General features: G+C 71.8%; 22 protein-coding genes. 8 read left to right on the top strand and 14 right to left on the bottom strand.

Annotation, left to right across the window (positions count from 1 at the left end; all coding sequences use genetic code 11):
- Nucleotides 1–99 precede the first annotated feature (99 nt).
- The 4 genes from ACWCQM_RS02045 to ACWCQM_RS02030 all read right to left on the bottom strand — a co-directional run bounded on the left by ACWCQM_RS02045 (nt 100) and on the right by ACWCQM_RS02030 (nt 4,788).
- On the bottom strand, nt 100–678 hold the full coding sequence (locus tag ACWCQM_RS02045; RefSeq protein WP_450913448.1) for a maltokinase N-terminal cap-like domain-containing protein: 579 nt from the start codon (nt 676–678) through the stop codon (nt 100–102).
- Between the two features lie 190 nt (nt 679–868).
- Entirely contained in the window at nt 869–2,755 is a 1,887-nt protein-coding gene (locus tag ACWCQM_RS02040) for a glycosyl hydrolase family 18 protein (protein ID WP_450913447.1), read from the bottom strand.
- A gap of 192 nt (nt 2,756–2,947) precedes the next feature.
- The gene (locus tag ACWCQM_RS02035) at nt 2,948–3,595 is read right to left on the bottom strand and encodes a response regulator (protein ID WP_450913446.1); all 648 of its coding nucleotides are present in this window, start codon (nt 3,593–3,595) and stop codon (nt 2,948–2,950) included.
- Nucleotides 3,592–4,788: a sensor histidine kinase gene (locus tag ACWCQM_RS02030; protein WP_450913445.1), complete on the bottom strand. Its 1,197-nt coding sequence runs from the start codon at nt 4,786–4,788 to the stop codon at nt 3,592–3,594. Before ACWCQM_RS02030 ends, ACWCQM_RS02035 begins: the two co-directional genes overlap by 4 nt.
- Nucleotides 4,789–4,939: 151 nt before the next feature.
- On the opposite strand from ACWCQM_RS02030, the gene ACWCQM_RS02025 reads away from it, so the two are divergent.
- Nucleotides 4,940–5,497 carry a hypothetical protein gene (locus ACWCQM_RS02025; RefSeq protein WP_450913444.1) on the top strand — a complete coding sequence of 186 codons (558 nt, stop codon included), beginning with the start codon at nt 4,940–4,942 and terminating at the stop codon, nt 5,495–5,497.
- Nucleotide 5,498: 1 nt separating this feature from the next.
- On the opposite strand, the gene ACWCQM_RS02020 is transcribed toward ACWCQM_RS02025, so the two are convergent.
- The gene (locus ACWCQM_RS02020; RefSeq protein ID WP_267079742.1) at nt 5,499–6,071 is read right to left on the bottom strand and encodes a cob(I)yrinic acid a,c-diamide adenosyltransferase; all 573 of its coding nucleotides are present in this window, start codon (nt 6,069–6,071) and stop codon (nt 5,499–5,501) included.
- 214 nt (nt 6,072–6,285) lie between these two features.
- On the opposite strand from ACWCQM_RS02020, the gene ACWCQM_RS02015 reads away from it, so the two are divergent.
- The 3 genes from ACWCQM_RS02015 to ACWCQM_RS02005 all read left to right on the top strand — a co-directional run bounded on the left by ACWCQM_RS02015 (nt 6,286) and on the right by ACWCQM_RS02005 (nt 10,455).
- Nucleotides 6,286–7,134, top strand: coding sequence for a 3-hydroxyacyl-CoA dehydrogenase family protein (locus ACWCQM_RS02015; RefSeq protein ID WP_450913443.1), 849 nt, complete (start codon nt 6,286–6,288; stop codon nt 7,132–7,134).
- A gap of 243 nt (nt 7,135–7,377) precedes the next feature.
- Nucleotides 7,378–7,701, top strand: a complete 324-nt coding sequence (locus ACWCQM_RS02010) for an STAS domain-containing protein (RefSeq protein WP_073745281.1) — start codon at nt 7,378–7,380, stop codon at nt 7,699–7,701.
- A gap of 291 nt (nt 7,702–7,992) precedes the next feature.
- Complete coding sequence (locus ACWCQM_RS02005; RefSeq protein WP_450913442.1) at nt 7,993–10,455, top strand: ATP-binding protein; 2,463 nt, start codon at nt 7,993–7,995, stop codon at nt 10,453–10,455.
- A 66-nt stretch (nt 10,456–10,521) separates the two neighbouring features.
- On the opposite strand, the gene nucS is transcribed toward ACWCQM_RS02005, so the two are convergent.
- Nucleotides 10,522–11,193: an endonuclease NucS gene (nucS, locus tag ACWCQM_RS02000; RefSeq protein WP_073745283.1), complete on the bottom strand. Its 672-nt coding sequence runs from the start codon at nt 11,191–11,193 to the stop codon at nt 10,522–10,524.
- Nucleotides 11,194–11,453: 260 nt separating this feature from the next.
- On the opposite strand from nucS, the gene ACWCQM_RS01995 reads away from it, so the two are divergent.
- Nucleotides 11,454–11,846, top strand: a complete 393-nt coding sequence (locus ACWCQM_RS01995) for an SCO5389 family protein (protein ID WP_073745285.1) — start codon at nt 11,454–11,456, stop codon at nt 11,844–11,846.
- Between the two features lie 97 nt (nt 11,847–11,943).
- Here ACWCQM_RS01995 and ACWCQM_RS01990 read toward each other — a convergent pair whose 3' ends face one another.
- The gene (locus ACWCQM_RS01990; protein ID WP_450913441.1) at nt 11,944–12,975 is read right to left on the bottom strand and encodes an LLM class flavin-dependent oxidoreductase; all 1,032 of its coding nucleotides are present in this window, start codon (nt 12,973–12,975) and stop codon (nt 11,944–11,946) included.
- Nucleotides 12,976–13,188: 213 nt separating this feature from the next.
- Between ACWCQM_RS01990 and ACWCQM_RS01985 the strand changes: the two genes are divergently transcribed.
- Nucleotides 13,189–13,518, top strand: a complete 330-nt coding sequence (locus tag ACWCQM_RS01985) for an ATP/GTP-binding protein (protein WP_450913440.1) — start codon at nt 13,189–13,191, stop codon at nt 13,516–13,518.
- Between the two features lie 10 nt (nt 13,519–13,528).
- Here the strand turns inward: ACWCQM_RS01985 and ACWCQM_RS01980 are convergent, their stop codons facing one another.
- From ACWCQM_RS01980 to mce, 7 genes are all read right to left on the bottom strand, one after another.
- Nucleotides 13,529–14,407, bottom strand: a complete 879-nt coding sequence (locus ACWCQM_RS01980) for an ABC transporter permease (protein WP_450913439.1) — start codon at nt 14,405–14,407, stop codon at nt 13,529–13,531.
- Nucleotides 14,404–15,534 (bottom strand): ABC transporter ATP-binding protein, encoded by a 1,131-nt coding sequence (locus ACWCQM_RS01975; RefSeq protein ID WP_450913438.1) that lies wholly within the window; start codon nt 15,532–15,534, stop codon nt 14,404–14,406. The genes ACWCQM_RS01980 and ACWCQM_RS01975 overlap by 4 nt, the downstream gene beginning before the upstream one ends.
- A 266-nt stretch (nt 15,535–15,800) precedes the next feature.
- Nucleotides 15,801–16,580, bottom strand: coding sequence for an ABC transporter permease subunit (locus ACWCQM_RS01970; RefSeq protein WP_450913437.1), 780 nt, complete (start codon nt 16,578–16,580; stop codon nt 15,801–15,803).
- A gap of 5 nt (nt 16,581–16,585) precedes the next feature.
- Entirely contained in the window at nt 16,586–17,656 is a 1,071-nt protein-coding gene (locus tag ACWCQM_RS01965; RefSeq protein WP_450913436.1) for an ATP-binding cassette domain-containing protein, read from the bottom strand.
- Nucleotides 17,657–17,744: 88 nt separating this feature from the next.
- The gene (locus ACWCQM_RS01960; protein WP_073745298.1) at nt 17,745–18,683 is read right to left on the bottom strand and encodes a coiled-coil domain-containing protein; all 939 of its coding nucleotides are present in this window, start codon (nt 18,681–18,683) and stop codon (nt 17,745–17,747) included.
- A gap of 175 nt (nt 18,684–18,858) precedes the next feature.
- The gene (gene scy / locus ACWCQM_RS01955; protein ID WP_450913435.1) at nt 18,859–22,653 is read right to left on the bottom strand and encodes a polarized growth protein Scy; all 3,795 of its coding nucleotides are present in this window, start codon (nt 22,651–22,653) and stop codon (nt 18,859–18,861) included.
- 243 nt (nt 22,654–22,896) lie between these two features.
- Nucleotides 22,897–23,325, bottom strand: a complete 429-nt coding sequence (gene mce, locus ACWCQM_RS01950) for a methylmalonyl-CoA epimerase (RefSeq protein ID WP_450913434.1) — start codon at nt 23,323–23,325, stop codon at nt 22,897–22,899.
- Between the two features lie 296 nt (nt 23,326–23,621).
- Here mce and ACWCQM_RS01945 point away from each other — a divergent pair, with 296 nt between their 5' ends.
- Both ACWCQM_RS01945 and meaB read left to right on the top strand, forming a co-directional pair.
- Nucleotides 23,622–24,824, top strand: a complete 1,203-nt coding sequence (locus ACWCQM_RS01945; RefSeq protein ID WP_450913433.1) for an acetyl-CoA C-acetyltransferase — start codon at nt 23,622–23,624, stop codon at nt 24,822–24,824.
- Between the two features lie 28 nt (nt 24,825–24,852).
- Nucleotides 24,853–25,815 (top strand): methylmalonyl Co-A mutase-associated GTPase MeaB, encoded by a 963-nt coding sequence (meaB, locus tag ACWCQM_RS01940; RefSeq protein ID WP_450913432.1) that lies wholly within the window; start codon nt 24,853–24,855, stop codon nt 25,813–25,815.
- The last annotated feature ends 155 nt before the right edge of the window (nt 25,816–25,970 follow it).

Raw genomic sequence — 25,970 nt, 5'->3', positions numbered from 1 at the left:
GAGTCTGGGGGAGGGTCAATGTGGCGTGAACAGAGGCTTGTCGCCGGTCGAGGCCCCTCGGACTGAGATCCGGGGGGCCTCTGCCGTCCGCGCGGTTGTCTACCGCGAGGCGGAGGTGGCGACCACGCCCCGGGCGGGCGTTCCGTCGGGCCAGGTCCACCCCGCGACGATGCCCGCGGACGAGGTCTCCGCCGCCCCGGCCGGTCGCAGGACGCGGTTGACCCGTACGTCCGCCCCGTCCTCGGGCCCGCCCGGGTGTACGACGACGGAGGGGTCGGGGGTGTCGCTCTCGCTCCGGTGCTGCGGAGTCGCCTCACCGCGCAGAAGCGCTCGCAGCTGTTCCACGGCCACGGGGTCCCGCACGCCGTCGTAGATCCACCGCGTCCCGAGCACACCGTGCTCGGAGGTGCCGATCAGGGCCGCGCCGGGGACGGCCTCCGCGGCGGCGCCCCGGTAGCTCAGGGGCACCAGGTACGCCACCGGCCGCTGCGCGGAGCTGTCCACCACGATCATGATCTCGATCCCGACCTCCCCCTCCGGATCGTCCAGACGGAAGCCGCCGGCCACGGCGAGCTCGGATGCCCTCCCGTCACCCGCGTACCAACTCTGCTGGGGGAGCCATCCGGCGAGCAGTTCCAGCTTGGTGGGTGCCATGGTCGTGCGGTGGATGGATGCCACATGAGCTCCTTCGACGGTCCGGGTCCGCCCTTCGGCAGGACATGATCGAACCTATCGGAACCCATCACGCCCTCCGGGGGGCGGGAACGCGAAAACCGGGGAGACAGGGGGCGGTCCTGTCTCCCCGGCGCTTTTCCGGGGGGTGGCGTCCGCCTCGTCGGGGCGGACCGGGGCGGCCGTCGTGGACGGGCTAGTTGAGGCCGCTGTCCATCGCGCTCACGAGCTCACCGTTCGCGGTGTCACCGCTGAACTCCCAGAAGAACGCACCGCCCAGACCCTGGCTGTTCGCCCAGGCCATCTTGGACGTGATCGTCGCCGGGGTGTCGTAGCTCCACCAGTTGGTGCCGCAGTGGGCGTAGGCGGTGCCGGCGATCGTGCCGGTGGCGGGGCAGCTGTTCTTCAGGACCTTGTAGTCCTCGATGCCCGCCTCGTACGTGCCCGGCGCGGCACCGGTCGCCGTACCGCCGGGGGCGGCCTGGGTGACACCGGTCCAGCCGCGGCCGTAGAAGCCGATACCGAGGAGCAGCTTCGAGGCCGGGACGCCCTGGGCCTTCAGCTTGGCGATCGCGGCCGCGGAGTTGAAGCCCTCCTGCGGGATGCCGCTGTACGAGTTCAGCGGGGAGTGCGGGGCCGTCGGGCCCTTGGCCGCCCAGGCGCCGAAGAAGTCGTACGTCATCACGTTGTACCAGTTCATGGACTGGGCCGCGCCGGCGTAGTCGGCCGCGTCGATCTTGCCACCGGTGGAGCCGTCCGCGGTGATGGCGGCGGTGACCAGGTTGCTCGATCCGAACTTCGACCGAAGGGCCGAGGCGACGTTCTTCAGTGCGGCCGGGCCGCTGGTGTCGCAGGTGAGACCACAGGCGTTCGGGTACTCCCAGTCGATGTCGATGCCGTCGAAGACATCGGCCCAGCGCGGGTCCTCGACCAGGTCGTAGCAGGACTGGGCGAAGGCCGCCGGGTTCTGGGCCGCCTGCGGGAAGCCGCCGGACCAGGTCCAGCCGCCGAAGGACCAGAGGACCTTGATGTGCGGGTACTTGGCCTTCAGCTTGCGCAGCTGGTTGAAGTTGCCGCGCAGCGGCTGGTCCCAAGTGTCGGCGACGCCGTCGACCGACTGGTCGGCGGTGTAGGCCTTGTCGTAGTCGGCGTACGCGTCACCGATGGTGCACTTGCCGTTCTGGACGTTGCCGAAGGCGTAGTTGATGTGCGTGATCTTCGCGGCGGAGCCCGAGGTCACGAGGTTCTTCACGTGGTAGTTGCGCCCGTAGACGCCCCACTCGGTGAAGTAGCCGAGGTTGATCTTGTCACCGGTGCCCGGGGTCCCCGGGTCGGTGGTGCCGGTGGTGCGCACCGCGACCGAGGCGCTGACCGGGCCGGTCTGGTCGGCGGTGTCACGGGCCTGCACCGTGTACGAGTAGTCGGTGCCCTTGGTGAGACCGGTGTCGGTGTACGTCGTCGTGGTGACCGTGGCGACCTTGGCGCCGTCGCGCAGGACGTCGTAGTTCTTGATGCCGTTGTCGTCCGTGGCGGCGCTCCAGCTGAGCTTCGCCGAGGTGTCCGTCACGTTGCTCGCGGTGGGGGTGCCGGGCTTGGACGGGGCGGAGTCACCGGGGACGGTGGGGCCGCCGTCACAGGAGGCGCCGTTCAGCTTGCAGCCGCTGGGCGAGCCGGAGCCGGTGCCGTTGAAGCCGAAACTGATGCTGGCGCCAGGGGCGACCGTGCCGTTCCAGCTGAGGTTCTTGGCCGTCCAGTGGGTCCCGGAGCTGGTCACGGAGGCGTCCCAGGCGGAGCCGACCGCGGTGCCGGAGGGGAAGTCCCACTCGATCGTCCAGGAGGAGAGCGAGGTGGTGCCGGTGTTCTTGACGGTCCACTGGCCCTCGAAGCCCGTGCCCCAGTCGGACTTCTTGACGTACGTGGCGGTCGCCGAGGTAGCGGCCTCGGCGGGGGAGGCGAGGCCGACCATCGCGGCCAGCGGCAGCAGCAGGGCCGTGAGGCCGGCGACCGTCCTCGATCTCGTGGCCGTGCCGGCTTCGCGTCTCCATCTGAGGCGGGAACGGCGTACGGGGTTGTCAGTGCTCAACGGTGCTCCTCGGGTGAGGTCCGGCAAACGGGGGGTGGTCCGTGGACTGCAAACCCTGCGTCGCCCTGAGCCCGCTTTGTCATGGCGTACTCACCGCAGTGTGTTCGGTGAGATTAGGAAGGTCTGGACCAATCGTCAAGAGGTCCAGACCAAAGATCCGCCGCCGGGCGCCCGCCCCGGACCCCTTCCGCGTCAGATCCCCAACTCCTTTATGCGCACCGCCGCTTGCACCCGGCTCCGCAGCCCGAGCTTCGCCAGCACCCTGCTGACGTGCGTCTTCACCGTCGCCTCGGCCATGGAGAGCCGCCCCGCGATCTCCGCGTTCGACAGCCCCTCGCCGAGACAGCCCAGGACCTCGCGCTCCCGGCGGGTCAGTGCGTCCAGCGCCTCACGGCCCGGCCCGTCCGCCCGGCGCGCGGACGACCCCGCGAACTCCGCGATGAGCCGCCGCGTCACCGCGGGGGCGATCAGCCCCTCCCCGCGCGCCACCGTCCGTACGGCGTCGAGCAGATCACCGGCGTCGGTGTTCTTCAGCAGGAAGCCCGAGGCGCCCGCGCGGAGCGCTCCGAAGACGTACTCGTCCAGGTCGAAGGTGGTCAGCACCAACACGTCCGCCAGCCGCTCCGCCACCACCTGGCGCGTCGCGGACACCCCGTCGAGCCGGGGCATCTGCACATCCATCAGCACCAGATCCGGGCGCAGTTCACGCGCCAGGCGCACAGCCTCCTCGCCGTCGCCGGCCTCGCCCACGACCTCGATGTCCGGCGCGCTGCGCAGGATCAGCACCAGCCCCGCGCGCACGGCCGACTGGTCCTCGGCCACCAGCACCCGAATCGTCATGTCCTCCACGCCCCTTCCTCGACGGGCAGTTCGGCCCGCACCCGCCAGATCTTCCCGCCGTCGTCACCGTCCGCCGGCCCCGCCTCGATCACCCCGCCCAGCAGCGCGACCCGCTCCCGCATCCCCACCAGGCCGGCCCCCGAACCGGGTGCGCGCGGCCCCGGCCGGTCGCCGGACACACTGCTCACCTCCACCGTCAGCAGCGCGCGCGAGCGCCGCAGCCGTACGGTCACGGGGCCCGGCGCCGCGTGCTTCAGCGCGTTCGTCAGCGACTCCTGGACGATGCGGTACGCCGCCAGCTCCACCGGTGCCGGCAGCGGCCCGGACTCCTCACGGCCGTCGTCCAGGGCGACGGTGAGCCCGCTGGACGCGGAGTTCGACCCCGCCTGTTCCACCAGCGCGTCCAGGGAGTCGAGAGCCGGCACCGGGCCCGGCGGGGTGGCCGCGCCGCTCTCCCGCAGCAGCCCGATCAGCCGTCGCATCTCCGCCAGGCCGTCCACGCTGTTCTGCCGGATCACCTTGAGGGCGTCCCGGGAGGTGTCCGGTTCGTCGATGGAGAGCGCGGCGGTGGAGTGGATGGCGATGGCGGAGAGGTGGTTGGCGACCATGTCGTGCAGTTCGCGGGCCATCCGGGACCGCTCGGCGGTCACCGCCTGGACGCGGTCCATCTCGGCGAGCAGGAGGGTCCGGTCGGCGCTCAGCCGGGCCGCCACGGCGGCCTCGCGGTGGTTGCGGACACTCGCGCCGGTGAGGGCGGGCCCGAAGGCGACCATGCCGACGACGATCCCGATGAGCACGGCGTCCGCCGACGGGGCCCAGGCGATGAAGCCGACCGTCGTGGCGACCGTGACGAGCAGCGTGATCACCGGAATGCGGCGCGAGGCCGCAGGTGCGCCGTACAGCACCGCGGCGTACACGAGGTCGGTGAACATCAGCAGGGTCGCCAGGCTGCCCACCGTGAACTGATCGGCCACCAGCGCGAGCGTGCCGGCCGTCAGGGCGGTGAGCGGCGCGGTGCGCCGCAGCAGTTCGAGGGCCGACATCACCACCAGCGGCAGCAGGGAGACCCAGGGGGCGTCGAAGAGCCGGCCGTTCTGGATGTGGATGCCGATCAGCCACAGGATCACACCGCCGGACAGGCCGGTGACCGCGAGCAGGACGTCGTCGCGATGCGGGCGCGCAGGGGAGAACACCCTTCCATCCAACACGGCTCCGGCCCGCGTCACGTCCGTACGCGGAGTGAGGCGTGGGTACATCGAAAGATGCAGTCACGTTTCGTCACTGCCGACGACGATCCGGCGCCGTGCGGGGGAGAGCCTGGAAGGGACCGGAAGGAGAAGTGCCGTGATCGTCACGCTGATCGTGCTCTGCGAAATCGGCTTCTGGGTGCTGCTGGCCGCCGGACTCGCGCTGCGCTACGCCGCCAGGAAGCCCCGGCTGGGCGCGGCCGTGCTGCTGTGCGAGCCCCTGCTGGAGGTCGTCCTGCTGGTGGTGACGGCCATCGACCTGAAGAACGGCGCCGAGCCGGACTGGAAGCACGGCCTGGCAGCGGTCTACATCGGCTTCACCGTGGGACTCGGCCACTCCACCGTCAAGTGGGTCGACGCCAGGGTCGCCCACCGCTTCGCGGGCGGCCCCCCGCCGGTGAGGCCCCCGAAGTACGGGACGGCGCGGGCCGTCCACGAGTGGCGCACCGCCGCCCGGTGGACCCTGGCCGCGGTGACGGCCATGGCCCTGCTCCAGGCGGCGGTCTGGTACGTCGGCGCGGACGGGGACACCGGCTCGCTGCGGATGTGGCAGCAGAAGATGCTCTGGGTGATCGGGATCAACCTGGTCATCGCCGGGTCCTACACACTCTTCCCCAAGCAGGAGCCGAAGAACCGCGTCGGCGCCGGGCGCTGACTCAGCGCTCGCCGCCCGGCACCCACAGCACGTCCCCGACCTCCTTGTTCGCCGTCCTCGCGAGGATGAACAGGAGGTCGGAGAGACGGTTGAGGTAGGTCGCCGTCAGCGCGTTCATGACCTCGCCGTGGACCTCCAGCGCCGCCCAGGTGGACCGCTCGGCGCGGCGGACGACCGTGCAGGCCTGGTGCAGCAGCGCCGCGCCCGGAGTACCGCCCGGAAGGATGAAGCTGCGCAGCTTCTCCAGCTCCTCCAGGAAGGTGTCGCAGTCCGCCTCCAGCTTGTCGACGTACGACTGCTCCACCCGCAGCGGCGGGTACTGCGGGTTCTCCACCACCGGCGTGGACAGGTCCGCGCCCACGTCGAACAGGTCGTTCTGCACACGGACGAGGACCTTCACGACGTCCTCGGAGAGGTTCCCCAGGGCGATGGCCGTGCCGATGACGGCATTGGCCTCGTTGGCGTCGGCGTAGGCCGAGATCCGCAGATCGGTCTTGGCGGTCCGGCTCATGTCGCCGAGGGCGGTGGTGCCCTTGTCGCCGGTACGGGTGTAGATGCGCGTCAGATTGACCATGGGCCCAGCGTAGTTACGCTCCGGCCCCGGGGAACACGCGCGTGCCGGTGGAGGCGCTCAACTACGCGCGGGGCGCCGCCGGGTGGCGCCGGCCGGTGTGATGTCCGTCATGTGAGACGTGACGCGCATCTCTTCGCGGCCTCAGGGCCCCTCACGGGTACTAATCTCCGCCGGAGAGCATGCGAACAACTGACAAGGCATTGGGGTGCGAATCGTGGCCAGGAAGCTCGCCGTCATCGGCGCCGGACTCATGGGGTCCGGTATCGCGCAGGTCTCCGCCCAGGCGGGCTGGGACGTGGTGCTGCGCGATGTGACCGACGAGGCCCTGGCCCGGGGACGCGCAGGCATCGAGTCCAGCTACGGCAAGTTCGTCGCCAAGGGCAAGCTGGAGGCCGCCGACGCCGAGGCCGCGCTCGCCCGGATCACCACGACCACCGATCTGGACGCCGTGGCGGACGCCGACGTCGTCGTCGAGGCCGTCTTCGAGAAGCTCGAGGTCAAGCACGAGATCTTCCGTACGCTCGACAAGGTCGTCCGGGAGGACACCGTCCTCGCCTCCAACACCTCCGCCATCCCGATCACCAAGATCGCGGCCGTGACGGAGCGCCCGGAGCGGGTCGTCGGTGTGCACTTCTTCTCGCCGGTCCCGATGATGCAGCTCTGCGAGCTGGTGCGCGGCTACAAGACGAGCGACGAAACCCTCGCCACCGCGAGGGAGTTCGCCGAGTCCGTCGGCAAGACCTGCATCGTCGTCAACCGCGACGTCGCGGGCTTCGTCACCACCCGGCTGATCTCGGCGCTCGTCGTCGAGGCCGCCAAGCTGTACGAGTCGGGCGTCGCCTCGGCCGAGGACATCGACACCGCGTGCAAGCTGGGCTTCGGCCACGCCATGGGCCCCCTCGCCACGGCCGACATGACCGGCGTCGACATCCTCCTGCACGCCACCGGCAACATCTACACCGAGTCCCAGGACGAGAAGTTCGCCGCTCCCGAGCTGATGCGCCGGATGGTCGACGCAGGTGACATCGGCCGCAAGAGCGGGCAGGGCTTCTACACCTACTGATCGCCACCGGGCCCCGGGCTGTCCGATGTGCCGTCAATCAGCCCCGGGGCACCGGGGATCCGGTGCCGCACGGCGCACGGTTCCTCACGCAAAGCGGTAGCCGCTTCACTCCTCGGGGTGAATTCGGTATCGGTTCGCTTACAGACGGCAACCTCCCTGTCGCTGCGGCAGTCAGTTGTGGCAGAGACGACAAGAGAATTCCAGACAGACGACCTATCTACGGGGTAAATCCGGGGAGCGCATATGCACATCAGGGGCGACCACGCCGAGCTGGTCGTCGGGGGCCGCCTCGACGTCCGTAGCGCGGCGGACGCCCGTACGGTTCTGCACTCCGCCGTCGACGACGGAGCCGGCGATCTCGTGCTGAACCTGACCGAGCTGGACTCGTGGGATGCCACCGGCCTCGGCGTGATCATGGGGGCGCACCGCAGAGCCGGCCGGGCGGGCCGGAGGCTGGTGCTGCGCGGAGTGCCTCCGCAGATGCAGCGCCTGCTGGTGGCGACGAGGCTGCACAGGATCCTGGCCATCGAGGGGGGAATCGCCGCGGACTCCCTGCCCAGGGTCTGAGGGCACTCCCGCGCCGGAGGCGCCGCGGGGGCGCTCCGGCACCGGAGGCGCCGCGGCGGCACTCCGGCACCGGAGGCGCCGCCGAGGGGCGATACGCGCACAATCCTCACGAGAATGTGACGTCGTGGGCGGCGCGGCCCCCCACTGGTTCGTAGATACTGTGCGAAGGTTTAGGGTTCGGCCGTCTGCCGATAGACAAGGACCCACTGGCGGACACCGGACCGGGAGCGACGACGGGCGTGCGAGGCCGGAGGGGGCGACCGCGCGCTGCGCGTCTGGGGGACTGTGACGATGGACCCGATCAACCCGGGACCGGAAGAGTACGGCCAGGGCAACGACCGGGCCGGTGACGACGCCGGACGGCGTCGGCAGTCCCGCGATCCCCTGACGCCCGACTTCGGGCACCAGACACCGCAGCAGGCCCGCACGGTGCAGCTGATATCGGGCGACTTCCTGCTCACCGTCAACCCGGTCGACGGCAGCGAGATCGAGCCCTGCAGACCGGGGGAGCAGCCCGGGACACCCGTGCGGCACACCGCCGCGCAGCGCGCGGACCGTGAGCGCGCCGGAGCGCCGCCCGTCCCGCCGGGGGCGCCCCCGGCTCCGCTGCCCCTGATGGAACGCCAGGAGGAGCGTGAGCGGCTGGTGCGGCTGCTCGCCCGCGGCCGCTCGGTCTGCCTCACCGGCCCCTCGGGGTCCGGCCGTACGGCCCTCCTGGACGCCGTCGCCGCCGACTGCGCGGACCTGGCGCCCGACGGGGTCGTACGCCTCTCCGGCTACAAGCGCAGCGTCACCGAGCTGCTGTACGGGCTCTTCGAGGCCGTCTTCAGCGCTCCGCTGCACCGCCCCGACCGTGAAGGGCTCCTCGCGCTCGTCCACGGCATCGGGGCCGTCGTCGTCGTCGACGACCTGGAGCTCGGCGGCGCCGCCCTCCAGGAACTCCTGGACGCGACGCCCGAGTGCGCGTTCCTCTTCGGGGCGACCGCCGACGTGCCCGCGCCCGCCGCCGAATCCGCCGTCGAGGAGGTCTTCCTCACCGGCCTCGGCCGCAGCGCCTCGATCGAGCTCCTGGAGCATGTCGTGGAGCGGGCGCTCACCGACGAGGAGGCGAACTGGGCGGGAGACCTCTGGTTCGAGTCCCAGGGGCTGCCCCTGCGCTTCGTCCAGGCGGGCGCCCTGCTGCGCCAGCGCGACGAACTGCGCGCCGGCCGGACCGTGTCCGACGACTACGACCAGGACCCCGACGACGCGCCCTTCGGCACGGCCGAGCCGCTGGAGCTGCCCCTGCCCAGCCTCGGCGACGGCGCGGCGCCCGCCGCCCTGCTCGCCTCCCGGCTGACCGAGGCCGCCCGCGAGACCCTGCGCTTCGCCGTCGCGCTCGGCGGCGAGGTGCCGCACCAGGCGCATCTGCCGGCCCTCGTGGGCGACACCCACGCCGACGCCGCGCTGGGGGAGCTCGCGCGCAGCGGGCTGCTCTCCCCGGCCGGCCCCCGCTACCGGCTGGCCGCCGGGGCGCTGGCCCAGCTGGAGGCGAGCGGATACGGCGAGAGCGCCGACGCGCACGCCCGCAGCGCCGCCCAGCACTACGCCTGGTGGGCCGGACACCCCTCCGTCACCCCGGAGCGGGCCGTCGCCGAGGCCGACGCCCTCCTCGCGTCCATGGCCCGCCTCGTCCCCGGCGACCAGGCGGGCCAGGCCAGCGCGGCCGTCCTGCTGGCCCGCAGCGCCGCCCCCGCCTTCGCGGCGGGCATGCAGTGGGGCGCCTGGGAGAAGGCGCTCAGGGCCGGCCAGGAGGCGGCCCGGATCGCCGGTGAGGTGGCGGAAGAGGCGTACTTCCACCATGAGCTGGGTGTCCTCGCGCTCTGCACCGGCCACCTGGACCGGGCCAGGGCCGAGCTGGAGGCGTCCGTCGGCATGCGCGGCGCGCTCGCCGACAAGCCCGGCGCGGTGGCGGGACGCAGGGCGCTGGCCCTCGTCGCCGACCGCTCCGGCGAGCCCGTGCTGAGCACCCCGGCGGGCGAGGAGGTGCCCGCACCCAGGCACGACGAGTCCGCCTCCCCGCCCGGCGGCGTACCGGCGGCCATGCCGCCCTTCCCGCGCGTGAGCGAGACGTCCGCCACCCTGATCACCCGTCAGAGCCCGATGCCCGCGGGCAAGCAGGGCGGGCGTACGGGCATCATCAGCGGAGCCCGTCGCAACATCGTCGCCGTGGGGGCCGGCGCGCTGCTGGCAGCCGTCCTCGGCACGGTGGTGACCCTGGGCGCCACCTCGGGGAGCGAGGAGCCGGAGGGGCAGAACGTCACCACCGAGCAGTCGGCGAACGAGGACGACAGCGAGAACGGCCTCTCCGCGGACGAGCCGGCCGAGGACACCGCCTCCGACGACGGCACACCCGGCAGCTCGCGGTCCCCCCGCCCTTCGGGTTCCGCCACTCCGTCCGCGAGCGGCTCCTCGTCGCCGGGCGCGTCCGCCACCTCGGCGGGCCCGGGCACAGGCAGCCCGTCGAGCGACGGGCCCAGCGGCCGTCCCACGTCCGGCAGCCCCACACCCACGAAGCGGCCGACGACGAAGCCACCCACGCCCAGCGAGTCCGAGACCCCGACCGAGACCCCGACCGACACCCCCACCCCGACGCCGACCCCGACGGAGACGGCGACGACGGACCCGGGCTCCTCCAACTCCGCGAGCGGACCGGCCGAGACCGTCACCGCGTCGGCCACCCAGGACGCCCCCGCCTCGCCCACGACGGCCTGAACACGAGAACGCCGTACCGGCCCGCTCTCCGGGCCGGTACGGCGTCACGGGGCGAGGGCCCCTGGGTCAGAACAGCCGCAGCTTGTCGTCCTCGATGCCGCGCATCGCGTCGTAGTCGAGGACCAGGCAGCCGATCCCGCGGTCCGTCGCGAGCACCCGGGCCTGCGGCTTGATCTCCTGCGCGGCGAACACGCCCCGCACCGGCGCGAGATGCGGGTCGCGGTTCAGCAGCTCCAGATAGCGGGTCAGCTGCTCCACGCCGTCGATGTCACCCCGCCGCTTCAGCTCCACGGCCACCGTCGCACCGTCCGCGTCCCTGCACAGGATGTCGACCGGGCCGATCGCGGTCGGGTACTCACGGCGGATCAGGGTGTAGCCCTCGCCCATCGTCTCGATGCGGTCGGCCAGCAGCTCCTGGAGGTGCGCCTCCACCCCGTCCTTGATGAGCCCCGGGTCCACACCCAGCTCGTGGGACGAGTCGTGGAGGATCTCCTCCATCGTGATGATCAGTTTCTCGCCCGCTTTGTTCACCACGGTCCAGATGCCCTCGTTCTCGTCGGCACCCTCCTTCAGGGTGCACGGCGGAGACATCCAGTTGAGCGGTTTGTACGCCCGGTCGTCGGCGTGGATCGAGACGCTGCCGTCCGCCTTCACCAGGATCAGACGGGGGGCGGAGGGCAGGTGGGCGGTGAGCCGGCCCGCGTAGTCGACGGAGCAACGGGCGATGACGAGACGCATGGTCGGCAACGCTACTCGACGACCACCGGTCCACGCGATTCCCGTCCCTGGCACCCCGTACGCCCCTTGACGTATGCCGATCGGGCTTGCCCCTCTTTGCGACCGTTCGTGATTGGCCGGTTGTGTTCCCAATCTCCTGGTGCGGCCCGGACTGCGCCCTTACCGTGGAAGCAGGAGGTCGCCGCCTGTGTACGCAGCGTCGCCGTCCTGCCCTGCCCGTAAGGCCCCGGCCACCCGTCGGGGTCGCGAGAGGAGAACCCATGTCGCTCGACGTCTCACCGGCGCTGTTGGAACAGGCCGAGCGAGGCGAGGTCGACGAAGCCGACTTCGTCGACTGCGTCCGGACCTCCCTGCCCTACGCATGGGAGATGATCAGCTCCCTGGTGGCCCAGCTGAAGGTGGACGGCGGAGAGTTCGCCGACAACCAGACGCCCCCGCCGGACGAGCAGGCACGTGGTCAGCTGCTGCGTGCGCTCGCGAGTGATGCGATACGCGGCGCGCTGCAGCGGCATTTCGGAGTGCGTCTGGCATTCCAGAACTGCCACCGCGTCGCGGTGTTCCCACTGGACGCCTCGGTAGACGACCGGCTGGCCCGCTTCACCTCGGTGAGAGGCCAGTTGCTCAACCAGTCGCCCGAACTGCGGGACTGCTGAACGCTTCTGCCGCCGCCCCGGGCCGCGGGAGGTGCAACTGGCCCCGGGGCGGCGGCGCCCGTACCACCGCACCACCAGGACGACCAGCGTGAACGCGTCACTCCAGCAACGGCAGCATTTCCGTGCCCAGCCGCTGAACATTCGTCTCCGTCGCCGCGAGATCGCCCGACCCCTCCACCATGAGGGCGAAGCGGGTGATGCCCGTGCGCTCCGCCGTGGCCGCCAGCCGGTCGGCGGCGAAACGCGGCGGGCCCACCGGATGCAGGCCGCAGAGGAACTCCGTGTACGCGACGGGATCGCGCATCACCCGGTGCCTGCCGTCGACCGTCACATGGGCGCCGAGCCCCTGCCGCAGCCAGCCCGGCATCGCCTTCACGAGCGTCTCCACGGCGTCGGCGGGACGGTCGGCGATCTGGGCCACCCCCGCGGACACATGTGCGACCCGCTCCACGACCTCCGCCGGCTGACCGGCCTCGCGGGCGGCCGAGCGCCAGAGCGCCACCATGCCGGCCTTCTCCTCGTCGCCGCAATGCATGCCGAGGAGCATCGGCAAACCCTTCTCAGCGGCGAGTTTCACGCTTTTCGGCGAGGTGCACGCGACGATCACCTCGGGGCCCGGCGGACCGTCCCCGAGGAGCTCGTCGGCCCGGGGCACGACGGCCACCTCGCGGAAGCCGAAACGCTCCCCGCGCCCCGCGACCCGGGGCTTGCCGAGCCAGTCGAGCAGCAGTTCCAGGGACTCGGGGAAGCCCTTCTCGTACGCGTCGAGGCCGGCTCCGAACACCTCCAGGTCGACCCAGGGGCCGCCCCGGCCCACGCCGAGCGTGAAGCGGCCTCCGCTGAGCAGATGCAGCAGGGCGGCCTGCTCGCCGAGCGCGACGGGGTGCTGGGTCGGCAGCACGCTCACCGCCGTGCCCACGCGGATTCTGCGGGTGCGGCCGAGCAGGAGCCCGGCCAGGGTCACGGCGGACGGACACACCCCGTACGGCACGAAATGATGTTCGGCCAGCCAGACGGAATCGAGTCCGGACTCCTCCGCGACCTCGGCGGAGCGGACGGCCCGGTGCAGGGCCTCACCCTGTCCCTGACCCGGAAACTGGGCTGCCAGTACGAACGTTCCTACGCGCATCGCCTCTTACCTCCTTGCAGCCGACGCGGCTGTCCCCCACTGGCAACAACGTCTGACACGTGCCAAAGGCACGGTCCATGAAGAAGTTGTTGCGATTTTCCGGTTACCCACCCGCCCCACCTGTGCACTCGCGCCACGCCCGGCACCTGCCGGCGGTCGATGCCTCTACGCTGGACGGGACGAACTGCCCGTACACACCCCGTGAGGTGTCCCGTGTCCCCGCGCCGCAACCGCCCCCGAGGCGGCGACAGCCCCACCGGAAACGCCCCGGATGCGGGGGACCGGTACGGCGGGGGAGGAGCCACGGAGAGCTGGCAGGGCGAGGAGTGGTCGGTGCGCCCGGTGAGCGGCGCGAGCGCGGTGGGCAAGCACTACCGATGCCCCGGCTGCGACCAGGAGATCCCGTCCGGGGTGCCGCACCTCGTCGCCTGGCCCGAATACGGCGGGGTCGACGACCGCAGGCACTGGCACAAGGCCTGCTGGAACGCGAAGGACCGCCGCACCACGAGGGTGCAGCGGTCCAGGAACGCTCCGCGCTACTGACGGACCGGGTTCAGACGTCCCGCCGGTCCAGCGAGACGAAGGCGCCGGCCATGGCCACGGCCGTCACACCGAGGATGACCCAGAGCGGCTCCCAGCCGGTCGGGCCCGAGCTGGTCACCGAGGCGTCGTACATCGCGCCCAGCTGGTTGGGGATCGAGTACTCGAAGAGGGCCTGCTGCACATCGGCCAGCGACGGCGAGAACATGAACATCGCGAGTACGAGCGGGAGCAGCACCAGCGCGATCATGATCGTGATGGCACCCGCCGAGTGCCGGATGAGCGTGCCGAGCGCGAGCGCGAGCAGCCCGAGCGTCGCGACGTAGAGGCCGACGCCCACCGTGGAGCGCACCCAGAAGGCGGTGTCGGGCGTGGCACCGTCCAGGATCGCGGTCTGGAGCACTCCGACGATCCCGGTGGTCACGGTGGTGATGGTGAAGGCCAGCAGGAAGAAGACCACCGACTTCGCGGTCAGCATCCGGCTGCGGCTCGGGCACGCGGTCAGCGTCGTACGGATCAGCCCGGTGCCGTACTCGGACGCGATGGTCAGCACGCCGAGGGTGATCACACAGATCGAGCCGAGCAGGACACCGAAGAAGCCGAGGCTGAGCACCGGGGTGCCGTCCAGATCGGAGTCCGACACGCTCACCGCGAGCGCGGTGAGCAGGCCGATGCCGATCAGCAGCACGACCATCACGCCGAGGGTCCACATGGTGGAGCGGACGGAGCGGATCTTCGTCCACTCGGACGCGATGGCGTCACCGAGACCGGGCGTGCGGACGGGGATCGGGGAGGCGTACGGGCCGGGCCGGCCGTCCCAGCCCTGCTGCGGCTGCTGGTACGGCTGGTGAACGGCCCCCGGCGTCTGCGGGAGCGGCGGAGGCGTCGTCATCGGGGGTCCTCGCTGGTGGTGCGCTCGGTCGGAAGCGGGGCGGGCGGGGCCGCCGGGGCGGCGTACGGGTTCTGTCCCGGAGGCGGCGGGGCGTACCAGCCCTGCTGCGGGACCTCCGGGGGCTGCCCGGCGCCCCCGAGACCGGGCTGCTGCCCGTATCCGGGCTGTCCGTAGCCGGGCGGCGGCACCTGGAGGCCCTCCTTGGCGTCCGCCGTCGAGCGGTAGTCCACGGCGCCCTGCGTCATCCGCATGTACGCCTCCTCCAGCGAGGCTTGGTGCGGGGAGAGCTCCCACAGCCGTACGTCCGACTCGTGCGCCAGATCGCTGATCCGGGGGAGGGCGAGCCCGGTGATGCGCAGGGCCCCGTCCGGCTCCGGCATGACCCGGCCGCCCGCCTCCGTCAGGGAGGCCGTCAGCTTCTCCCGCGCCTCAGGCCGGTCCGCCGGGACGCGCACCCTGGCGAAGTCGGCGGAGTTGGCCGAGATGAAGTCGGTGACGCTCATGTCGGAGAGCAGCTGCCCGCGGCCGATCACGATGAGATGGTCGGCGGTGAGCGCCATCTCGCTCATCAGGTGGCTGGAGACGAAGACCGTGCGCCCCTCGGAGGCCAGCTGCTTCATCAGGTTGCGGACCCAGAGGATGCCCTCGGGGTCGAGTCCGTTGACCGGCTCGTCGAAGAGCAGCACCTGCGGATCGCCCAGCAGGGCCGCCGCGATGCCGAGCCGCTGGCCCATGCCGAGGGAGAAGCCCTTGGACCGCCGCTTCGCCACCTCCTGGAGCCCCACGACACCGAGGACCTCGTCCACCCGGGCCGCCGGGATGCCGGCCAGCTGGGCCAGGGAGAGCAGGTGATTGCGGGCGCTGCGCCCGCCGTGCACGGCCTTGGCGTCGAGCAGTGCCCCCACCTGGCGCGGCGCGTTGGGAAGGCTGCGGAAGGCGTGGCCGCCGATCGTCACATGCCCCGACGTCGGCCGGTCGAGACCGAGCATCATCCGCATGGTGGTGGACTTGCCCGACCCGTTGGGACCGAGGAACCCGGTGACCGCACCGGGCCGCACCTGGAAGGAAAGGTTGTGCACGGCCGTCTTCGCGCCGTAGCGCTTGGTCAGGCCGACTGCCTCGATCATTCTCCAGCCCCATCGACTTATCTGTCGTCGGGGCCCAGGCCGCCGGCCGCACGCCCCCGTAAGAGTTAGGAGGATAACCAGGCGCCGGCGGTTCCGGCCAAAGCCGGACGCGGGGCGGGGACGTGACGGACGCCTCCCGGCGCTCCCCGGGGCAACGTGCTTCCCCGGGCATCGCGTCTCCCCGTGCGTCGCGTCTCCCCGTGCGTCGCGTCTCCGCGTGCGTGGCGCTTCCCCGTGCGTGGCGCTTCCCCGGGCGTCGCGCTTCTTCAGGCGTCGCGCTTCTTCAGTACGAGGAAGCCGCCGACGAGGGCCGCGACCACCCACAGCGCCATGATCCCGAGCCCCGCCCAGGGGCCGTAGGGGGCGGGGTCGCTGTTCATGGCGTCGGGGACCACCTGCATGATCTTCGACCCGGCCTGATCGGGGAAGTAGCGGGCCACGCTCTTGGCGCCCGGGACCGCGGAGAGGATCTGCGAGACGAGGAAGAAGAACGGCATCAGGATGCCGAGCGAGAGCATGGAGCTGCGCAGCATCGAGGCCACGCCCATGGAGAAGACCGCGATCAGGCCCATGTAGACGCCACCGCCGAAGACCGCGCGCAGCACGTTCTCCGCGCCGATGCCGGTGCTGTGGTCGCCCAGCAGGGACTGGCTGAGGAAGAAGGTCACGAAGCTGGTGGCGAGGCCGACCAGCAGGGCGAGGACGCCCGCCACCGCGATCTTGCTGAAGAGGAACGTCCCGCGCTGCGGCACCGCCGCGAGGGAGGTGCGGATCATGCCGGAGCTGTACTCCGTGCCCACCACCAGCACGCCGAAGACGACCATGGCCAGCTGTCCCAGGATCATCCCGGAGAAGCCGACGAACGTCGGGTCGAAGGTGGCCTGCTCGGCCTCGGAGAGGTCGTCGAACTGGCTGTTCAGCACGGCGCTGAGCACCGCGCCCATCGCGACGGTGACGGCGAACGCCGCGATCAGGGTCCAGGTGGTCGAGGAGACCGTACGGATCTTGGTCCACTCGGAGTTGAGGACCGCGGGTACCGATGCCATCGCCTTCACGCCCCCTTCGTGCCGTCGCCGGGAACGTCTGCCCCCGGAGTGCCCGCGCCGGGAACGTCTGCCCCCGTAGCGCCCGCGCCGGGAGCGCCCGCCCCGGACGACCGCTGGTTCCACTGGTCGCCCCAGTGCGGGCCCACCGCCGGTGGCGGGGCCGCGCCGCTGTCGGTGTGCGCGTGGTACTCCACCGAGGCCGCCGTCATCTGCATGAACGCCTCCTCCAGGGAGGCCCGCTGGGCGCTCAGCTCGTGCAGCACGATCCCGTGCCGGCCGGCGAGCTCACCGAGCCGCTCCGGGGTCTCGCCGTCGATCTCCAGCGTGCCGTTCCCCGACTCGACCGCGACGACGCCCTCCGCGTACAGCAGGTCGCGCAGACGCTCCTGCTCCGGGGAGCGCATCCGTACGAAGCTGCGCGAGTTCTCGCGGATGAAGTCGGCCATCGAGGTGTCGGCGAGCAGCTTGCCCTGCCCGATGACGATCAGGTGATCGGCGGTCAGGGCCATCTCACTCATCAGATGGGAGGAGACGAAGATCGTCCGGCCCTCCGCCGCGAGGGCCTTCATCAGATTGCGGATCCAGTGGATGCCCTCGGGGTCCAGACCGTTGACGGGTTCGTCGAACATCAGGATCTCGGGGTCACCGAGCAGGGCCGCCGCGATGCCGAGGCGCTGGCCCATGCCGAGGGAGAAGCCCTTGGACTTCTTCCTGGCCACCGCGGTCAGACCGACCGTGTCGAGCACGTGGGAGACCCGGCTCGCCGGGATGCGGTTGCTCTGGGCGAGGCACAGGAGGTTGTTGTACGCGGAGCGCCCGCCGTGCATCGACTTGGCGTCCAGCAGCGCACCGATGTGTTTGAGCGGCTCGTCGAGCTCCCGGTAGTGCCGGCCGTCGATGCGCACCGTGCCGCTGGTCGGGTTGTCGAGGTCGAGCATCATCCGCATGGTCGTGGACTTGCCCGCGCCGTTGGGGCCGAGGAAGCCCGTCACCATCCCCGGCCTGACCCGGCATGACAGATGGTCGACGGCAACCTTGTTGCCGAAGCGTTTGGTGAGACCGTCGAGCTCGATCATGCGTTCACGCTAGAACGGCCGCGCGCCCGGCGCCACCACTCAGGGCGGAACCGGGCGCGCAAGGGGTACAGCTGCTGTACGCGACCCGTCAGCGGGTCTGCTGGGCCGGGACCCCGCGGGTGGCGGGCTCGTCCTCCGCCGGGGAGCCGGCGGCGGCGACCGCGGCACCGGTCAGCGTGGCCAGCATCTCGCGGACGTTGGTCAGCTGGGCGTTGATCGAGTCGCGGCGGTTGGTGAGCGCCGCCAGCTCGCGCTCCGATTCGCTGCGGATCCGGTCGGCCTTGGCGTTCGCGTCGGCCACGATGTCCTCGGACTGCCGCTGGGCCGTCTCCACCGTCTGACGCGCGCGGCGCTCGGCGTCCGTACGGAGCTTCTCGGCCTCCAGGCGGAGCTGCTCCGCGCGGTGCTCGATCTCCGCGAGACGCTTCTCGGCCTTCGCCTGACGGGACGCGAGGTCGCGCTCCGACTGCTCGCGGCGCTTGGCGAGGTTCGTCTCGAAGTCCGCGGCGGCCTGGGCGGCCTTGGCGCGGGTCTCCTCGAAGAGGGCGTCGGCCTCCTCGCGCTTCTGCTGGGCGTCCTTCTGGGCCTCGGTGCGCAGCGTGCCCGCCTCGCCCTTGGCCTTCTCGACGATACGGACGCCCTCGTCCTCGGCCTTCGCCTTGCGCTCCGCGGCGAAGGTCTCCGCGTCGTTGCGCACCTGCTGGGCGGCCGACTCGGCCAGCTCGCGGTGCTGCTCGGCGGCGCGGCGGGCCTCCTCACGCAGGTCCTTCGCCTCCTCCTCGGCGAGGCGGAGGATCTTCTCGACGCGAGCGCCGAGCCCGGCGTACGACGGCTCGGCGTCGTTGACCTGGGCCTGGGCGTTCTGCGTTTCGAGGTGGAGCTCCTCGATGCGCTTTTCCAGAGAAGTGATACGTGCGAGAGCACTGTCACGGTCGGCGACGAGTTTGGTAATGCGGTCGTCCACCTGACCGCGGTCGTATCCACGTCGCACGAGCTCGAAGCCGAAGGGGGAGGAAGGGTCGCTCATGGGGTTCCTGTCGAATGAGACCGGTGAGGTGTTAGAGGGAATCCTAGGGGCCAGAGCGGCGTGTCAACGTGAAGATGCCGCTTTGGTATGGAGAATGACACCCCTTTTGAGTGGCTGACCCCCGCAGGGCTTGCGGCCCCACGGGTTGAATGTTCATGGCGAAATACGTGTCCGGCTATCCGTCCGACGCCTTGCCACCCGACCGGGTACCCGCCGACGCTCCCGCCTTGACGCCCCCGGCGCCGCCACCCGACGCCTTGCCCGTCCCGCCCGGAGCCTCGAAAGATTCCAACGCTTCGAGCACGTCCTGGACACGGGAGATCTCCGTATTGATGTCCTCGCGCCTGCGGACCAGCAGGTCCAGCTCGCGGCGGCCCTCGTCGACCATCTGCTTCGCCTCGGCCTCGGCGTCGGAACGCAGCTTCTCGGCCGCGCGGGTCAGTTCGGCCTTCTTGGTCTCGGCCTCCTTGAGCAGCGACTCGGCGCGCTTCACGGCGGCGATACGGACCTTGCTCGCCTCCGAATTGGCGTCCGAAATCAGCTCCTTGGCCTTCGCCTCGGCCTCCGCGCGCTGTTCGGTCGCCGCCTTCATCAGCTTGTCGACGCGCTCGCCCGCCGTCTTCATCTGCTCGGACGTCTCGCGCCGGGCGCGCTGGTGGAGTTCCTCGATCTCGCTCTCGATCCGTGCCCTGAGCTCCTCCGCGCGCTCCCGGGTGGCGGTGGCGTCCCGGCGGGCGCCGACGAGCAGCTCGTCCGCGTCCGTACGGGCCCGCTCCACCAGGGAGTTGCCCTCGACCGTGGCCTCCGAGGTGATCCGGACCGCCTCGTTGCGCGCGGCGCCGACCATCCTGTCGGCCTGCTCCTCGGCCTCGGTGGCGGCGCGCAGCGCCTCCTCCTGGGCCTTGTTGACGAGCTGGTCGGCCTGTTCGGCGGCGTCGGCACGGCGCTTGGCCGCCGCCTCGCGCGCCTCGTCCAGCACCCGGTCCGCCTCCTGGCGGGCCTCCGCGCGCAGTTGCTCCGCCTCGGCCTCGGCGTCGGAACGCAGCCGCGCCGCCTCCTCGCGGGTGCGGGCCGCGTGCTCCTGGGCCGAACCGACGGTCTGCGCCGCCTCCGCGCGCAGCCGCTCCGCCTCGTCGGTCGCCTCGCCGACGAAGCGCTCCGACTGCTCGGTGGCCTCGGCGCGGACGCGCTCGCTCTCGGTCGTCGCCTCCGCCATGAGCCGGTCGGCCTGCGCCGCCGCCTCGGAGCGGATCCTGTTGGCGTCCTCGCGGGCCTCGCCGCGGGCACGGGCCGCGTCCTGCTCCGCCGACGCGAGGGCGTCGGACGCCTCCGTACGGACCCGCTGGCTGTACTCGGAGGTGTCCGAGCGCAGCTTCTCCGACTCCGTGATCGCCTCGGACACGGTCCGCTCGGCGAGCGCCTTCGCCGCCTCCGCCTCCTCGTGCGCGACCTGGCGGACACGGTTGGCGTCCTCGGTGGCCCGCTCGCGCTCGGCGTAGGCGTCGGACCTGAGCCGGTCAGCCTCCTCCTGCGCCTCGGTCCTCGTCCGCTCCGCCGCGTGCTCGGCGGCGGAACGCAGCCCGGTGATCTCCTCCTCGGCCTGCTCGTGCAGCCCGGCGACAGCGTCCCGCACCTGCTGCGCGGTCTGCTCGGCGGCCGAGACCAGCTCGGAAGCCCGGCTCTCCGCCTCCTCGACCAGCCGCTGGGCCTCGGCCTGCGCCTCCTCGACCCGCTTGCGGGCGGACGCGAGGAGCTCCTCGCTCTGTTCGCGGGCGCGCTCGCGCTCCTGCTCCGCCTCGGCGCGCGCGGAACCGAGCGCCTCCTCGGCGGCCCGGCGGCGGCGGTTGGCCTCCTCCTGGGCGGCGGCCAGCGCCTCGGCCGCCTCGGCGCCGACCCGCTCGGCGGCGGCAGCCGCCTCGGCACGCACCCGGTCGGCGGTCTCCTGCGCCTCGGTCTTCAGCCGCTCCGCCTCGGCGGCGGCCTCGCTCCGCAGCCGTACGGCCACGGACTCGCCCTCGGCGCGGGACTGTGCGGCGTCGGCGGCGGCCTCGGTCCGCAGCCGCTCCGCCTCCGTCGTGGCCTGCTCCTGGAGCGTGCGCAGCCTTTCGGCGGCCTCCGCGCGGAGCCGCTCGGACTCCTCGCTCGTCTCGCGGCGGATCCGCTCCGCCTCCGTACGTGCCTCGCCGAGCGCCTCCTCCGCGGCGGCGACCCGCGACTGGGCCTCGGTATGCAGCCGGGCCAGCTCGTCGGCCGCCTCGGCCTTGCGGGCCTCTATGCCGCGCTCGGTCTCCTCGCGCAGGGCCGCGGCCGCGGTCTCCGCCGCCGCGGTCAGGGCGGTCGCCTGCTCCTCGGCCTCGGCGCGCAGCTTCTCCGCCTCGGCGCGGCTGCGTTCGAGCGCCTCCTCGGCCTGCTTGCGCAGGGCGGCGGCGCGCTCGGCGGCCTCGGTCCTGACCCGCTCGCTCTCGGCGCTCGCGGAGGTCCGCAGCTCCTCGGCGTCGGACTTCGCCTTGGTGAGCAGTTCCTCGGCGGTACGGGCGCCCTCCTCCAGCTGCTGGACGGCCTCCCTGCGGGCCTCGCCACGGATCCGCTCGCCCTCGGCGACCGCTTCGGAGCGCAACTGCTCGGCCTCGCCGCGGAGCCGGCGGGCCTCCTCCTGAAGCTCGACCGTCTTGGCCCGGTACTCCTTGGTGTCGTCCTTGGCCGCGCCCTTGAGCTGGTCGGCCTGCTCGGCTGCCTCGCCGCGCAGCTTCTCCGCCTCGGCCTCGGCCTCGCGGCGGATCCGGTCGGCCTCCTCGCCGGCGGCCCTGGTGGTGGACCTGGCGTCCTCGGAGGCCTTGGTCAGGACCTCCTCGGCACTGCGCGCCGCCTTCGCCAGCTGCGCCGCGGCGTCCTCGGCGGCCAGCGTGCGGGCCTTCTCGGCGGCCTCCGCGACCACCCGCTCGGCCTCGGCACGGGCGTCGGTGAGCGCCTGCTCGGCCTCTTCCTTCAGCGTCTCCGCCTGCTGGGTGGCCTCGCCGACCAGCCGGGCGATCTCGGACTTGGCCGTACGGGTGCGCTGCTCGTTCTGCGACTCGGCGCCGGCCAGCCGCTTGGCCGCGGCCTCCTTCGCCTCGGAGAGGACCTTCTCGGCCTCCAGACGGGCTTCGCGCAGCCGGGTCTCGGCCTCCTGCATGTGCTGCTCGGCGGCGCGGTTGAGCTCCGCCGTCTGCTGCCGGGTCTGATCGGTCTCGGCGGTGGCCGTCGAGCGCAGCTGCTCGGCGTGGCTGGTCGCCTCCTGGGCCTGCGAGGAGGCGGCCTCCAGCAGCCGTTCGGCGTCGCGGCGGGCCCGCAGCAGGGTCGCCTCGGCCTCGGCACGGGCCGACTCGGCCTCGGAGTTGAGGCGCCGGCGGGTCTCGTCGGCCAGCCTGGCGGCCTCGGCGCGGGCGGCGGAGAGCGACTGCTCGGCCTCGGTGCGCGACTCGTCCAGCAGACGGCGGGCCTGGGACTCGGTCCTGGCCCGCAGCTGTTCGGCCCAGGCGACGTTCTCGTTGACGTGGGACTCGACGGTCTGCCGGCGCTCCGCCAGCTCCTGGTCGAGCCGCTGGCGCCGCTGCACCGCCTCGGCGTGCAACTCGGCCTGCAGGCGCGCCTGGTGCTCCGCGTGCTCCTGGAGGATGCGCTGCGTCTGCGCCCTGGCCTCGCGCAGCTCGCGCTCCGCGTCGTTGCGCAGCTGGTCGGCCTGGATCTGGGCGTTCCGGAGCATCTGTTCGGCCTGGTAGCCGATGTCCGCGCTGTCGTGTGCGGGACGGGTCGCCAGATTGCGCCGCGCCTCGTGCAGCTTGGCGCGCAAGACCTCGACCTGGTAACCGAGGTCCTCGGCGTGCTGGACGGCCTTCTCCCGGTCGGTCTTCAGCCGGTCCATCTCGGCTTCGAACCGCGAGAGATGGTCGTCGTCAGCTCGGTGGCTCTGCTGGCTCTCGTAGCCCCGCACTGCGCGGTCCCATCCTTCCCCGAGCTCTCAACTTCTTCCCCAGCTCTCAACCTCGTGCGAGCTGGGGATGCCCCATTGAGCAGGGGGAGACCCCAACCCTGGTCGCAATTCTCCATGCGGGTACCGCTCGCCGGCGAACGGTCCCCCGGGGAATGGTGACAGATCAACGGCGAGGACGCGGCACGGCCCCGACCCGGCCCCGGCCCGGAACCGCCCACTCTACCGGGCCGGGTATCGGTCGGGTCAGTGCTCTGTCGCCGAGGTGACCAGTTCGGTCAGGACGCCGTGGCAGTCCTTGGGGTGCAGGAAGGTGATCCGCGAGCCCATGGACCCCGTCCTGGGCTCGTCGTACAGCACCCGGACGCCCTTCTCGCGGATGTCCGCGGCATCCGCGTCGACGTCCTCGGTCCCGAAGGCGATGTGGTGCACGCCCTCACCATTCTTTGCCAGCCACTTGCCGACGGCCGAGTCCTCACGGGTCGGTTCGAGCAGCTGGAGGTACGAAGCCCCGCCGTCCGAGGTGCCGTTGATCTTCAGCATGGCCTCCCGGACGCCCTGCTCCTCGTTGATCTCGGAGTGGTACACCTCGAAGCCGTAGGTCGCGCGATAGAACTCCACCGTCTTGTCGAGGTCGAAACAGGCGATTCCGATGTGGTCGATTCGCGTCAGCATGGAACCAGTGCAGCGCCCCGGCGATGGTTACGCAACGTGCGCGCGATCACACCGACAGCCGGATGACGGGTGCCGTACCGCTCAGTACATTCAGGCAGGAGGGACCGGCACATGAGGGGTGGAAGAAGGAGCAGGGCTGGGTGCGTGCAGCTGCAAGGCGGAGGAGGGAGGCATGGCGGAGCCATGCCGACTGACGACAACGCCGCAGATGGGCGTGGACAGCCCTGTGACGCCGCCCCTCATGTGCCGGTCCCTCCCTACCCTCGTTCACAACCGATCCCAAGGGGCTGCGCCTCATGTCAGGAACGACCGGAACCACCTCAGTGATCGTCGCGGGCGCCAGGACGCCCATGGGCCGGCTTCTCGGCTCGCTGAAGAGCTTCTCCGGAGCCGACCTCGGAGGCGTCGCCATCAAGGCGGCGCTGGACCGTGCCGGCATCGGCGGCGACCAGGTCGAGTACGTGATCATGGGCCAGGTGCTCCAGGCCGGGGCAGGGCAGATCCCGGCACGCCAGGCCGCCGTCAAGGCGGGAATCCCGCTGAACGTCCCGGCGCTCACCGTCAACAAGGTGTGCCTCTCGGGGCTCGACGCGATCGCGCTCGCGGACCAGCTGATCCGCGCCGGCGAGTTCGACGTCGTGGTGGCCGGCGGCCAGGAGTCCATGACGAACGCCCCGCACCTGCTGCCGAAGTCCCGTGAGGGATACAAGTACGGCGCGGTCGAGATGCTCGACTCCATGGCGTACGACGGCCTGACCGACGCCTACGAGAACATCCCGATGGGCGAGTCCACCGAGAAGCACAACACCCGCCTCGGCCTGGCCCGCGCCGAGCAGGACGAGATCGGCGCCCTCTCCCACCAGCGCGCCGCCGCCGCCCAGAAGAACGGGATCTTCGAGGCCGAGATCACCCCGGTCGAGATCCCGCAGCGCAAGGGCGACCCGGTCCTCTTCTCCAAGGACGAGGGCATCCGCCCCGAGACGACCGCCGAGTCGCTCGGGAAGCTGCGCCCGGCCTTCACCAAGGACGGCACGATCACGGCGGGGACCTCCTCGCAGATCTCCGACGGCGCCGCCGCCGTCGTCGTCATGAGCAGGGCCAAGGCCGAGGAGCTGGGCCTGGACTGGATCGCCGAGATCGGCGCCCACGGGAATGTGGCGGGCCCGGACAACTCGCTCCAGTCGCAGCCGTCCAACGCCATCCGGCACGCCCTGAAGAAGGAGGGCATCGGCGTCGAGGACCTCGACCTCATCGAGATCAACGAGGCCTTCGCGGCCGTCGCGGTCCAGTCCATGAAGGACCTCGGCGTCACCTCCGACAAGGTCAACGTCAACGGCGGCGCGATCGCCCTCGGCCACCCCATCGGCATGTCCGGCGCCCGTGTGGTGCTGCACCTGGCGCTGGAGCTGAAGCGGCGCGGCGGCGGCACCGGGGCGGCGGCGCTGTGCGGCGGCGGCGGTCAGGGCGACGCGTTGATCATCCGCGTACCGGGCAAGTAGTCGGTACGGGCGAGCGAGGAGGCCGAGCGTGAAGGTGGACGTCCCCACCCTGGTCGAGCAGGCACGAGAAGGCAGGCCACGTGCGGTGGCCCGGCTCATCTCCCTGGTGGAGGGTGCCTCGCCGCAGCTGCGCGAGGTGATGGCCGCCCTGGCACCGCTGGCGGGCCGCGCCTACGTCGTCGGCCTGACCGGATCGCCGGGTGTCGGCAAGTCCACCTCCACCTCGGCGCTGGTCTCCGCCTACCGCAAGGCCGGCAAGCGGGTCGGGGTGCTGGCCGTCGACCCGTCGTCGCCGTTCTCCGGGGGCGCGCTCCTCGGGGACCGGGTCCGGATGTCGGAGCACGCCTCCGACCCGGGCGTCTACATCCGCTCGATGGCCACCCGCGGCCATCTGGGCGGGCTCGCCTGGTCGGCACCGCAGGCCATCCGGGTGCTGGACGCGGCGGGCTGCGACGTGATCCTGGTGGAGACGGTCGGGGTCGGCCAGTCGGAGGTGGAGATCGCCTCCCAGGCCGACACCTCCGTCGTCCTCCTCGCCCCGGGCATGGGCGACGGCATCCAGGCGGCGAAGGCCGGAATCCTGGAGATCGGCGACGTCTACGTCGTGAACAAGGCCGACCGGGACGGCGCGGACGCCACCGCCCGCGAGCTCAACCACATGCTGGGCCTGGGCGAGTCCCGGGGGCCCGGCGACTGGCGGCCGCCGATCGTGAAGACGGTCGCCGCCCGGGGCGAGGGCATCGACGAGGTCGTCGAGGCCCTGGAGAAGCACCGGGCGTGGATGGAGGAGCACGGCGTCCTGGACGAGCGGCGCACGGCGCGTGCCGCCCGAGAGGTCGAGACGATCGCCGTCACCGCGCTCCGTGAGCGGATCGCCGATCTGCACGGCGACCGCCGGCTGGACTCTCTCGCCGAGCGGATCGTGGCCGGCGGCCTCGACCCGTACGCGGCGGCGGACGAGCTGGTCGCGGGTCTCACCAACGGGAGCTGACGGCTCCCGGGCGGCGTGCGGGCCGCCCGGGAGCCGTGCGGCGGCCTGCCCCGCCCCCTCCGGGCCGAGGGCGCGGGGTGCGCCGCTTCGTGCGGCCGTCTCCCCTTCCGGGGCTGACGGGGCGTGAGAACATGCGGCGGAAGGGTTGCGTGGGG

Source organism: Streptomyces sp. NPDC002125, from assembly GCF_053593715.1.
This window is presented reverse-complemented; position numbering and strand designations above follow the sequence as displayed.